This window comes from Paenibacillus sp. FSL R5-0623, assembly GCF_037974265.1.
Classification (GTDB): domain Bacteria; phylum Bacillota; class Bacilli; order Paenibacillales; family Paenibacillaceae; genus Paenibacillus.
This window is the reverse complement of the sequence record NZ_CP150233.1, coordinates 5,484,697-5,497,695: the sequence shown is the minus strand read 5'-3', so window position 1 is coordinate 5,497,695 and position 12,999 is coordinate 5,484,697. Positions and strand designations below refer to the sequence as shown.

The window sequence follows — 12,999 nt, the reverse complement described above, 5'->3', positions numbered from 1 at the left end:
CACAGAATGCACACGAAATCAATATAGTCTCCTATCGTATGTCTGCGGTTGTCTCGGAATCCTCGAATTCTGTTCCAGCAGCAGACGCCCATAAGCCATCGGTTTGCTGTACGTTGCCTTCCAGTGTTCCGACATTCCCGCCTTGCGAAAACCGTAACGCTGATCCCGTCCATTGCATTCAATAAAATAGATCTGGCCGCTGCGCGTTATCCCGAGATCAAGGCCCAGATCAGCCAGATGTGGCAGACTGGCCGCCAGGTTCTGGGCAATTCGAAGTGCAACGAGTCCGATTCTGTATTCCAGTCGAGCCAGGTCGAAGCCAGGTTCTCCTAATCCAAGGGCCTCTGCGAGCTTCATGACTTTACCGCCCTGGGCGATATTGCTGACAAACGTATGGGCAGGAGCCGCTTTGGCAAACATGCCTGTTATGCCCCAAAGACCATCGCTGCCACGTTGTACAGATACCCGCAAATCGACCGGCCTGCCCTCATAACGTACCAGTGGGATACGCTCCTCAATGAGGTAGGCATGGCGAAAGATCCGCCTTAGGGTGGCGGAAGGAAGCTGTCCTTTGCTCAATCGGAAGGTTGCCCACCCTTTGCGTGAAGCCTTCGTCTCACAAGTTAGTTTCCACTGTCCATCTCGCTCGAAGACTCGCATAATACCATGACCGATGCTACCGCTGCATGGTTTGATGACGAGGTCATCATATTGTTCCATCATATAGGCCAGAGACTCTGGCGTAGCTTTAACTGCACGGGGCAGGTGTTCTCGCAAGGCGAGGTCCTGATGAAGCATGTCATGAATGTGATCTTTACGGTACCGGTTGCGAACGTTGAATATCTGGATACCCTGCAACATCAGCTTGGTGATCTGATGCTGTTCCGTCCGGCGAAGCTGGAGTGATCGGTTATGAATGACGGAGGGCAGTGGCATGCGCTCGCGAACATATCTGCCTTCTTTTTTTACATAGGCAAGACATGTTTTTTGATCCGAATCAATATCTTCCAGCCTCAAAAAGCAGGGGGTTAATCCATAACTGGCCGCTGCCTGTTCATAATTCGCGAGTGATTCCTGACCGGTCCTTCCGGCCGGTATCCCCCGGTACATGCGTGAATCGAACATAATGCCGATCGTTTCTTGGAGCATGACCGTTCCTCCTTCGATGTTATCGCGACCATGGATCGTCCATTCATGGAATGCCGGCCTGTCACCGCATGGCTCAGACATCGCGATAACGCAGACCGGTGTATATATGCATAGCCATGCACTAGTGCTTGCTCAAGGCGTTTTCAGACACGACCTAGACATAATATCCTATGACATGACTGGGACGGGGGCGTGGACAGCCGCCTTTCCTCTGCTGCCCTGACACGCCTATTTCCACGAAGATCATCGAACCTTCCTGTCTTGACGCCTGTATCATTCGTGCTCTGGGATCCGCAAAAGTCATAAATGAAGTGGCAGATGCCCATATGGGAGCATATGATGCCGGAGATGAACGTTAGAGGAAGGAGCAAGCTGCATGAGTAAAAATGGCAAAAAGAAGGTTCCAACGCCGAAACTGCGGCATGTGAGCCCGAAATTTAAGGAATTGGAACTGACTGATCGCCGGGCAGACAAGATGAACTCAGGTTTCACTGTGAATAGGGAAGAACGCTTGAATACGAACAAAAGGGATTCGAGAGCTGTTCAGGAGTCGGAAGAACTCCTATTCGAATCAACGGAGCTACCTGCTTCAAAAAACGAGCTGGAAGAGCTAGGGATCGAAGCCAAAATCAAGCCAGAACCCGTAGAGTCTGATCGCAAGGAAGTCGAGACACAAGATAGCTCGGAAAAGCAGATTCAGGTTAGCAGCCTGGCTCCGCTTGCTCTGGAAGAAGAGCAGGACATCAACAAACAGGAGATAACAAGCAAGGACCGGCTGCAGATCCTGAACCAAAACCAGATGCCGGGTCATACCGGACACTACATCTACACGGACGATTTGAGTGAATTTGCTGTTACGGAGAGCAAGTTGGCTCCTTTCTCTGTGGATGCCTCCAAGCTGAAACCGGATGCGGTTGGCAGTGAAGCATTGCAGGATTATGCGGTGACCAGCATTCACATTGCCGACGGGGCCATTGTTTCGGCAAAGCTTGCGGAAGCGTCTGTATCTGAAGAGCACCTGATTGACGGATCTGTGTCTGGTCATAAAATACGAAATGCGTCTATTGCCGGTGAGAAAATCAGAGATGGCAGTATTACTTCTCAGAAGCTTGGCAACCAGGTCATCGATTCGGCCAAAATTGCCGACGGTTCCATCGGCACAAGGCATCTCAGCCGCATGCTGGTCACGGAAGATTTAATTCAGAATCATGCCGTAACCGGAGACAAAATTGCGATTAGCGGGGTGGATACAAGACATCTCACGGGAGGAGCTGTGAATACCTCCAAACTGGCTGACGATGCAGTGACTACATCCAAAATTCGGGATGTTGCTGTCACAGGCAGCAAAATCGAAGAACTGTCCATCGAGTCTCACCACATTCAGGCAGGTGCTGTTAAACAGACACATCTGGCAGAAGGGTCTGTCGGTCGTTCACAACTATTAAATGGCAGTATTGGGGGTGACCAGATAGAGGATGGATCCATACAAACAAGACATTTAGCTGAGGGTTCACTAACTGGAAGACATCTCCTGGACGGTTCAATCGGATCAAGTCAGATTCGCGCTCATTCCGTTGGCAAGGAGCAGATCGGCAATGGAGAAGTGGGCAGTGAGCATTTGACGGAAGGTGCAGTAACCAGCAGCAAACTGGCAGACCAGTCGGTGGGAACAGCCAAATTGCTGGAGCAGTCCATTACGGCATCCAAGATCTCTGATCAGAGCGTCATTTCTTCCAAAATTGCGGATGAAGCCGTACAGGGTAAACATCTTGCCAAAGGGTCCATTCGTGCGGAACACATTGCGAATCGGGGAATCACACCGGTACATGTGGACAATTCCGCAATTCACTCCATTCACATTGCAAGTGGAAGCATCGAAGCAACTCATCTATCTGCCGGAAGTGTGTCCGGAGATGCTCTTGCAGACGACGTGGTGTGTGAGCGGCATCTTGCAGAGTCGGCCGTGGGTACGTATGAATTGCAGGATGCTGCCGTTACAGACGTTAAACTCGCGGATGAAAGTGTGACAACAGAAAAGCTTGGAACGGCATCAGTGAGTAGCAGAGCGCTTGCCCCGGGAAGTGTTATATCCTCGCATCTTGCGAGTGGTGGAGTCACAGGGACACATCTGGCTCCAGGCAGCGTGGGTTCCGAGGCCCTGAGACCTTATGCAGTGAAATCGGAACATCTGACAGAACATGCCGTAGGTGTACCTCATCTTCAGCCGGGCAGTGTGGAAACGGATGCCATTGCACGGGCCGCGGTCACAACAGACAAATTGGCTATTGATAGTGTAACTTCAGCCCAGCTGGCTGGCGGGTCCATTTTTCCGCCTCATCTAACAGATCATGCGGTTACCTCCCCCAAGCTCTCACCAGAAAGTGTTGCCACAGATAAACTGGCGGATTTTGCTGTTACGTCAGCTAAACTGGCAGACGGCAGCGTGACTTCTTCCAAGATTATGGCAGAGAGCATTAACGCCAAACATATTCCAGCAGGAACTATTCGCGGGTATCACCTGAAGCAGCATTCCGTTTCACTGGAACATTTATCGGAAGAAATACGCTCACCGGAATTATTTGCTGATGGCAGTATTACCGGCAACAAACTTCGGCATGGCTCCATAAGTGCGGACCATTTGACAGCAGACTCGGTATCCGGGACAGAACTGCAACAGGCTGCTGTAGGTAGCGAGCACTTGCAGCCATCCGTTGTACAATCCGTTCATCTGGCTGAAGGCAGCGTGAAATCTGATCATTTGGGGACTCAAGTAGTGAGCTCACAGCATCTGAAGCCAGACATTATTCATGAGGAGCATATTGCTGAACAGGTGGTTACATCGCATCACTTGGCACCCGGATCTGTCGAAACAGACCATCTGGCACCTTTATCCATTACAGCAGCTCACCTTCAGCCAGGTTTGATCAGTGGTTTGCATCTTCAGGCAGAGTCGACAAGTGCTGTTCACCTGCAGCAAGGAGCTGTGCATTCCCGTCATATTCAAGATGGTGAGATTCTTCCTCATCATATCCATGAACGCAGCATCGGAACATCTCATCTGGAAGAAGAAGCGGTAAGTACGATTATTTTGCAGGATGAATCTGTAACACGCTCCAAATTAGCAACGGGTAGTGTGGATGGCAGCAAATTAGCTGCAGGAACCGTATCGGCTACTCACATTGCCAATGAAAGTGTGCAAACCCGTCATATCCAAGAAGGCGCAATCCTTGCTGATCATATTCAAGAGTGCAGTATTGGCTCAGTTCATCTGGATGAGGAGTCTATAAGTGCGGTCCATTTGCAAAATGGATCTGTAACAAGTGCCAAACTGGCGGATGGCAGTATAAACGGCAGCAAATTGCTTGAAGGAACCGTATCGGGGATTCATATTGCGTCCGAAAGTGTGCAAACCGAGCATATTCAGGCAGGGGCCATTCATGCTGACCATATTCAGGAGCGGAGCATCGGCACAACCCATCTGGAGGAGGAAGCCGTAAGTGCGATTCACCTGCAAAATGGGTCTGTCATCAGTGCCAAACTGGCCGACGGCAGTGTAACCGGCAGTAAGTTGATCGAAGATGCGGTGTCAGGAATCCATATCGCTTCTGAAAGTGTGCAATCCCGCCATATCCAGGCAGGAGTAATCCTTGGTGACCATATTCAGGAGCACAGCATCGGCATGCTTCATTTGGAACAGGAAGCCGTAAGTGCCATTCATCTGCAGAATGGATCTGTGACAAGTACCAAGTTGGCCGACGGCAGTGTAACCGGCAGCAAGTTGCTTGAGGGAGCAGTATCAGATATCCACATTGCAGACGATAGTGTGCAATCCCGTCATATTCAAGAGGGAACAATCCTTGCTGATCATATTCAAGAGCGGAGCATCGGCACAGCACATTTGGAAGAGGAGTCGGTAAGTGCCATTCATTTGCAAAATGGATCTGTAACGAGTGCTAAACTGGCGGATGACAGTATAACTGGCAGCAAGTTACTCGAAGGTACGGTATCCGGGATTCATATCGCATCGGAAAGTGTGCAATCCGGGCATATTCAGGCAGGAGCTATTCACGCTGGTCATATTCAGGAGCGAAGCATAGGCACAGCCCATCTGGAAGAGGAAGCAGTAAGTGCGGTTCATCTGCAAAATGGGTCCGTCACAAGTGCCAAAATGGCTGATGGTAGCATTAGCGGCAGCAAATTGCTCGAAGATGCTGTATTGGGGAGCCATATCGCATCGGAAAGTGTGCAAACTCGCCATATCCAGGCAGGAGCGATCCTTGCTGATCATATTCAGGAGCATAGCATTGGTACGTCCCATCTGGAGGAGGAAGCAATAAGTGCGGTTCATCTGCAAAATGGGTCTGTAACGGGCGCCAAACTGGCGGATGGCAGTGTGAGCAGCGACAAACTGCTTGAAGATGCGGTGTCGGATGTTCATATTGCCAATGGAAGTGTGCAATCCCGTCATATCCAAGAGAGAGCCATACATGCTGACCATATTCAAGAGCGAAGCATTGGGATCTCCCACCTCAAAGCGGAATCGGTAAGTTCTATTCATCTGCACAATGGTTCCATAACAAGTGCCAAAATGGCTGACGGCAGTGTAAACGGTAATAAATTGCTTGAAGGTGCGGTATCGGCTATCCACATGGCAGACAAAAGTGTGCAAACTCGTCATATTCAGGATGGAACCATTCATGCTGATCATATTCAAGAACGCAGTATTCGCACAACCCATCTGGAAGAGGAAGCAGTAAGCGGGGTCCATCTGCAAAATGGGTCCGTCACCAGTGCCAAATTGGCCGATGGCAGCGTGAACGGCAGCAAACTGAGTGAGCAGAGTATTACCTCTAATCATTTGAATGCGGGGATTGTAGGTCCAGCGCATCTGAGCGAAGAGATATGGAATGCGATCCGTCAGTTCAGTGGAGAAACGCTGGAACAGCTGGCAGCGATCAAAAGACAAGAGGGATTGCTTCAACCAGAAAATGAAGGTGTACAGCAATCACAGCAGGTCATTGTCGAGGCATTGCCGAGTGCTGGTCTGGAGGAACAACAAGAGCTGATATCCCAAACAGATCAGCTTGGCGAACCATCGGCAGCTTTGTTCACGACGGAGCAGGCAGATCAGGCAGATCAGTCTCAGCAACCACAGCTTGAACGGTCACAGGAGATCGCTGGAACTACGGAGTTTATGTTAAGTGAACAATCGATTACACAGGAGCATCTGTGTGATGATGCCGTGGGCAGCAGCCAGTTGCAATCGGGGGCAGTTCAGGCCAAACATCTGGCCTTCCAACCCGTTCGCAGCGTAAGCAAACAACCGGTTGTACAACAATTCGGGATGGAAGCTTTTGTACTGCCAGAGAGTGAAGTAAGCACAGAGGTAACCGTTGTTTTTGAAGAATCATTTGCTTCAGAACATTATGTGATTGTGGGCATGAGCAATGATCGGGGATTCCAGATTTCCCTGCTCTCACAGAGTGAAGATGAAGCGGTTCTTGAAGTGTCACGTACGGCAGATTGCAAGCATACGTACGGGTTGTTGTCATGGATTGCTGCGGGACCTTCGCAAGGATAGTGCAGGATTGTATCCGTAATAAACAAATGACAAAAGCGGTGTCCAGAGTTGTCCGGGACACCGCTTTTAATTGATATCAGCTTAATCCGTTCGGACGGTGAGGGGTGTCTGAACGTTTCGTTACCATTATGATGAGTACATTATAAGTTCAACTACATTAAAATAAGATTTTACAGGCCTACAGCTTGATACGCTTTGGTAATAGCAGTAGCTTCTGCGGAAGTTGCTCCGTACAGATCTTTGGCTGCTTGAATGGTAGCTGTTTTGGCAGCGGCAAATTTGGACGTTGGTGTCAGGTAGTTCACCAGTGTGCTGTAGAAAATCTGGATCGCTTTATCCCGACCGATTCCGGTAACAGTCACACCATTATGTGTTCCGCCCTGAGCAGCAAGGTAGTAAGCTTTATTGATGATACCACTGTTGATATGGACACCACCGTTGTCCTGTGTGCCTGTGTAGCGATCGCTGTATTTGTCAGGTTGACCATACAATGTAGGGTTGGAGAGGGAGCGTAGCGCATCTCCTGGAATGTTAGGTGTGTAGATATCATCACCGAGCAGCCAGTTTTTGCTTTGGATCGTATTACCGAAAATATCGGCAAAGGCTTCGTTGAGTGCACCTGGTTCATTACGATATTCCAGATTGGCTGTATATTCAATAACACCATGCGTCAATTCATGGCCCACAACATCCAGATCACCAGACAGGGATCGGAACGTCGTTCCATCTCCGTCACCAAAGACAATCTGTGCTCCGTTCCAGAAGGCATTATTGTAATTGGAGCCGTAGTGCACGGTTGATCTGATCAACAATCCGTTACCATTAATACCGTTACGGTTGAATTTGTTTTTGTAGAAATCATACGTAGCAGCCGCATGAGCGTGAGCATCTACACCTGCACGATCAGTCCATACATTATCCGAATCTGTGAGCAAGCTACCAGGCAGTGAGGAGCCATTGTTCGCCGTGTACGTTTGGATGCCATTGCCGCGAGTGGTGTCTTTCAGTTGGAAGGTGCTGCCGGATTGGGTAGTTGTCAGGGTTTTGGTATCTCCAAGCACACCTGTACCTGTTCCAGTAGCGAAGTTAATGAGGTCAAACTGGGATACGATACTGCCATCCACTGCGTTAATGAAATATTTGGTCCGTAGAGGGGCAGGTTCCAGTACATTTACTTCCGTAATGTAAACCAGATACGTCTGACCATCTTCTTCATGATGGTAGATGTTCAATTCAGCTTGAGGTGTGATTTCCGCTGCACCAAGCTCTCCGATCCGGGAGGTTGCTTCTTCGGTTGCAATACGGATCGCGTCTTCTCCGCTGATCTCGGCTACACCATCATTCGGAATGGCTTGCTCTTCAATCGGTGGAAGATCGCCAAGTGCGGAGCTAACGGCTCCGGTTTGGTCCAGGTGGACCGTCTGTTCGGCACCATATACCGGGATACCTTTAATATACTGTTTCAGGCGGAAGTGTCTTACGCCAGATGTATCTGTGTTTCTTTTGACAATTTTGAGCTGGGATTTCACATCGGAATTCAGGAATTGTTCCTGCTGTCCAAGGTAATTAAAGATGGTGTCATCTGTTCCACTGTTCAATGGAATACCCTCCTCAGAGGCATAAGGGGCCTGAAGTGGAATGGATTGATCAGACAATGGAGCTGCAGTAGCAGAGGATACGGAAGCGAGCAAAAGAGCTCCTCCAAGAATTGTTGGCATAACTTTGGCAAATTTCATAGTAAACTCTCCCATTCTTAAACTTATTTTTTGGTTGGAAAATGTTCATGCCAGTCTCGGTTGGAATTCCGTCTGCAACTCGGGCAGCGCGGAGCGTGGGGCTGAACCTGAAGCGTGGAATAAGACAAGAAACGATTGGAACAAAATCGGCTTGGCCTTAGCTCGGGAAGTGTTAAGCACGACACCAAACAAAAAGGATAACCGTTTATTCAGTTCAACCCGAAGGTTTAATCGTCTATTGTGTTCCTCTTTCAGCCAAGCCGGGGGTTGTCCAATTGCGCAGGTAGAAGATACGTTCACGGAAAACTGGGGTGTTCAATCCGGGTTTGCGTAAATGATAAAGGCAGTGTGTTCTGAACGGCATCACTCCTCTCAAGAGTAAAATGTATCTGTTTAACAGGTTCTGTGAATGAGGTCATCATCTAATCAACCTAAGGTCAATAAATTGATTTAAAAATATATGGGAACTTACGTTCACCACAAGGTTATTTTTGTAAATAAAACTGCTTGGAACGTATATTATCACAATGTAAAACTTTGGAAAAGATACAATTTTAGATTTTTGTTAAAATTGTGTCTGAAGTAGGGGAGAGGTAGCGTTTTCCACATATTTTGACGTATTTTGTCTAAAAGCAAGGCCTGTACCCTCGTGTTCACAGGGAGAACCTGCTTCGTGCAAGGACAAACGCCGTTTCCACTGCTCCACGAATACATAGAATAACGTGTACTCCCTTGGCATGCCGATGATCGAATGCGGGAGGTGAAACTGTTGCGTAAAACACGTGCCACAGTACGTTATGCAACTCGATCCAATGTGACACGAAGAAAAACAGTACTGAAGAAACGAAAATGGAAGTCTAGACACAAAAAGGGTACAAAGGCCTATATGTTCGTTATTCCATCCAAACAGCTGATGTCACAGGCTAAGGATGGAGTAGAGAATGGAGCGGAAAATGGCATGAGTGATGCTCCTTCACACAGGGATGTTTCTAGGCGACCGATGCTCTCGGTCATTATTCCTGCCATGAATGAGGAGAAAAGGATTGGTGCAGTTGTCCGTGAAGCGCGGCGGATATGCCGTGATGCTGAAGTGCTTGTCGTTGTGAATGGTTCAACAGACGGTACGGCTACCGCAGCCAAACGGGCTGGAGCACGAGTGCTCACGTATGTAGAAGCGCTGGGGCATGATGGAGGACGAAAAGTAGGCGCGGCAGCGGCCTATGGTCAGGTGTTGCTATTTACTGATGCAGATATCGCAATTCCCGCAGAGCACCTTGCGCCTTACGTGAAGGCTGTGCTGAAGGGAACGGATGTGGCGCTTAACGACTACCATGGGCCAGTCACTCATCATCCCGTTCATCCGGTAGTGGAGGCCAAACACATGTTGAACAGCATACTCGCAAGATCCGATCTCCGAGGAGCATCCATGACAGCTATTCCACATGCAATAAGCCGAGCAGGACTTGAGGTCATAGGGATATCCTCACTGGAAGTTCCGCCACTCGCACAAGCGAAGGCAGTGATCGGCGGACTTCGGGTACGCGCTGTTCATCACGTACCTGTGGGTAGAATGAATGCAGTACGAATCAAAAAGCGAAGCGGACCTGATCTGCTAAGTCAAGTGGTACTCAATGATCATATGGCAGCGATCAAGTGGATTACGGATACGCTCGGTCCCCGCGGAGGTTATACCGATCTGAAACGTGTTCGCAACCTAGCGAGGTAAGCATGTCGCATCGGATGATGCAGCATGCTGGAGGTGAGGAAATGAAGGGACGTTCAGGGGTTGTCCGCCGCAGGCGGACGACAAATAGACAAACGACAGCCGGAAGAACAGTAATGAACAAGCGTCATAGGAACAATAAACATGTAGATATTCAAAAAACAAGAAGAAGCCGAGCAAAGTCTGGTCAAGTAGATCTGCACTTGATGTGGAAAGCGGGGCAAGTTGCAGGAAGCGAGGCAAAGGCAAACAATACAGTATCAGAAAACCATGCACGTCTCGTATGGAATGCACACGCGGCGAACGTTGCGGAGCTAAGCAACTTCGAGCTAGCTCTGAAGGCAGGTAAGGCATTTATGCAGGGTTATGCTCAGGCCTCGGGACATTCATTCCAGATCGTGCCACTCCCTCTTCGTCATTCGGCTGCTACCATTGTCTGTGCCTGTAATGAGGAACACACACTGGGGCAGGTGTTATTGCAACTCAAGCGGTTGCCTCTGACGGATATTATTGTGGTACTGAATGGAACGACAGATGACAGTTTGAAGCAGGTACTAAGGCAGCCGGGACTTACAGTAATCTATGAACCTGATCGGGCAGGACATGATGTCGGCCGGGCACTTGGAGCCAAGATGACGGATGCGGAGACGGTACTTTTTGTGGATGGAGATATGGTCGTCTCGGCTGAACAGCTTGCACCCTTTCTGTTCGCGGTTGATCGGGGACAGGATGTGGCGTTGAATAATCTGACGTCTTTGCTTCCTGCGTTTGCAGGGCAGGATGAGGTAAGCCGGATCAAAGCATATCTGAACCGAACATTAGGCAGGGCAGATCTGGGTTCCAATTCCATGACAGCTGTGCCTCATGCATTATCTCGTCGTATGATTCAGACCGTGAAGCCAGCATCACTGGCCGTTCCACCTAAAGCACAAAGTCTAGCTATTCAGCATGGAATGAACGTCTCGGCACCAAGTCAGGTGGATGTTATTCGTTCCAATCGGTTGCGCCCTGGTAACACGGGAAGTGGGAATGATGTCGCCAAATTGATCATCGGAGATCATCTGGAGGCACTGGCTACATTGCTGGGTACAGGTTGGAATCCAGCCCAGGCACATACACTCTCCCGTGTAGAAGTGGCTTACAGGAGGAACGCCTAATGACACTGACGAGTATGATTATCCCAACTTACAATGGCCTGGATCTGATCAGGCCCTGCATCGATGCCATACGTCAATACTCGGGCGATCCTGCGTCATATGAAATTATCGTGGTAGATAACGGTTCGACGGATGGAACGGCTGAATATTGTGCGCTGGAGCGAATTCGATTTGTAAGGTTCCCGGACAATCGGGGGTTTCCGGCAGCGTGTAATGCTGGACTTCGTGCAGCTTGCGGGGATGAGCTGTTGCTGTTGAACAATGATGTTACGGTCACGCCCCGTTGGCTGGAGAACCTGCGAACGGCTCTGTACAGTGACGCAAGCATTGGGATCACGGGTCCTGTTACGAATTATGCAAGCGGCATCCAGCAGATTGAACTGGCGTTTCGGGACATGGAACATTTTCAGGAGTTAGCCCATTCCAATAATATTGCGGATTCTTCAAGGTGGAGGGAAGTACGCCGGATCGTTGGTCTGTGCATGCTGATGAAACGAGATGTCGTGGAATCGGTTGGACTGCTTGACGAGGCATATTCTCCGGGACACTATGAGGATGACGATTATTGTTATAGAGCAAGATTGCAGGGATATCGCCTGCTGGTATGTGGAGATGTTCTCGTGCATCATCAGGGAAGTGCCAGCTTCCAGAAGACAGATCCGGTAGCGTGGAAACAGCTGCTTGAGCGTAATCGTTCGATTTTTATGAACAAATGGCATGTCGATCCGCTTGAATATATGGACATATCCGATGAAGGAGGGAACGTGGAATGAAAGGTGTAATTCTTGCCGGCGGAACAGGAACTAGACTGTATCCGCTGACCCGGCTCATTAACAAACATCTGCTTCCAGTCGGTAAACATCCGATGATTATGTATGGCATCGACAGGCTCCGCCAGGCAGGCATTGATGATCTATTGATTGTGATCAACAAACATTCCGCCGGGTTATATACAGATTATCTTGGTGGCGGAGCGGATCATGGGGTGAAGTTGACTTATCGCATTCAGGAAAAGGCAGGCGGAATTGCGGAAGCGTTGGATCTGGCGACCACTTTTATCCTTCCTGGAGAAAAATTCGTTGTGCTTCTCGGAGATAATCTCTTCAGCGATGATCTGAAGCCTTATGTGGACCGTTACATGCAGCAACCTGCTGGTACAGCGCGAGTTCTGCTCAAAGAGGTGGATGATGCACGACGTTACGGGGTGCCTGTTTTTGATCCAAAGCATCCAGAGCGAATCTCGTACATCGAGGAGAAGCCAAGCCAGCCGAAAACCTCTTATTGTGTGACGGGCATATACATGTATGACGATCATGTATTTAACCTGATTCGCAACATTGCTCCGTCTGCGCGCGGAGAACTTGAAATTACGGATGTGAATAATCACTACGCATCTGCTGGTGGATTGGAATACGACATTTTGCAGAAATACTGGAGTGATGCAGGTACATTTGATTCGCTCCAGGAAGCAGCTGTCCGCATGAAAGGACAATTGCCCTAAAATATATGCGCCTGATGCTGCCGCTGTGCGGTGCCCCATGGGAGCAGAACACTCTGCGCCGGAGCTGGAAGGATGCTCCGGCGCTTTGCGCAGCGACAATCCTCGTGCATGCCAAAGGAGGGAATGGCGTGAGAGTAGTGACACGTGCCGGG

The 12,999-nt window shown here is 49.4% G+C and carries 8 protein-coding genes; 6 read left to right on the top strand and 2 right to left on the bottom strand.

Translation table 11 applies throughout. The annotated features are described in order from the left end of the window. Nucleotides 1-18: 18 nt before the first annotated feature. A complete protein-coding gene (locus MKY92_RS24200; RefSeq protein ID WP_339297926.1) occupies nucleotides 19-1,149 on the bottom strand; it encodes a YheC/YheD family protein in 1,131 nt (376 codons plus the stop codon). A 376-nt stretch (nucleotides 1,150-1,525) separates the two neighbouring features. On the opposite strand from MKY92_RS24200, the gene MKY92_RS24195 reads away from it, so the two are divergent. After that, nucleotides 1,526-6,730: a WIAG-tail domain gene (locus MKY92_RS24195; RefSeq protein ID WP_339297925.1), complete on the top strand. Its 5,205-nt coding sequence runs from the start codon at nucleotides 1,526-1,528 to the stop codon at nucleotides 6,728-6,730. A 170-nt stretch (nucleotides 6,731-6,900) separates the two neighbouring features. Here MKY92_RS24195 and MKY92_RS24190 read toward each other — a convergent pair whose 3' ends face one another. Continuing rightward, complete coding sequence (locus MKY92_RS24190) at nucleotides 6,901-8,466, bottom strand: M4 family metallopeptidase (protein ID WP_339297924.1); 1,566 nt, start codon at nucleotides 8,464-8,466, stop codon at nucleotides 6,901-6,903. A gap of 34 nt (nucleotides 8,467-8,500) precedes the next feature. Here MKY92_RS24190 and MKY92_RS24185 point away from each other — a divergent pair, with 34 nt between their 5' ends. The 5 genes from MKY92_RS24185 (at nucleotide 8,501) to MKY92_RS24165 (ending at nucleotide 12,847) form a co-directional block, all read left to right on the top strand. Next, nucleotides 8,501-8,800 carry a hypothetical protein gene (locus MKY92_RS24185; RefSeq protein ID WP_339297923.1) on the top strand — a complete coding sequence of 100 codons (300 nt, stop codon included), beginning with the start codon at nucleotides 8,501-8,503 and terminating at the stop codon, nucleotides 8,798-8,800. Between the two features lie 435 nt (nucleotides 8,801-9,235). Next, entirely contained in the window at nucleotides 9,236-10,192 is a 957-nt protein-coding gene (locus tag MKY92_RS24180) for a glycosyltransferase (RefSeq protein WP_339297922.1), read from the top strand. A gap of 41 nt (nucleotides 10,193-10,233) precedes the next feature. Next, nucleotides 10,234-11,346 (top strand): glycosyltransferase, encoded by a 1,113-nt coding sequence (locus MKY92_RS24175; RefSeq protein WP_339297921.1) that lies wholly within the window; start codon nucleotides 10,234-10,236, stop codon nucleotides 11,344-11,346. Continuing rightward, nucleotides 11,346-12,119: a glycosyltransferase family 2 protein gene (locus MKY92_RS24170; protein WP_339297920.1), complete on the top strand. Its 774-nt coding sequence runs from the start codon at nucleotides 11,346-11,348 to the stop codon at nucleotides 12,117-12,119. The genes MKY92_RS24175 and MKY92_RS24170 overlap by 1 nt, the downstream gene beginning before the upstream one ends. Beyond that, nucleotides 12,116-12,847 carry a sugar phosphate nucleotidyltransferase gene (locus MKY92_RS24165; protein WP_339297919.1) on the top strand — a complete coding sequence of 244 codons (732 nt, stop codon included), beginning with the start codon at nucleotides 12,116-12,118 and terminating at the stop codon, nucleotides 12,845-12,847. The genes MKY92_RS24170 and MKY92_RS24165 overlap by 4 nt, the downstream gene beginning before the upstream one ends. The last annotated feature ends 152 nt before the right edge of the window (nucleotides 12,848-12,999 follow it).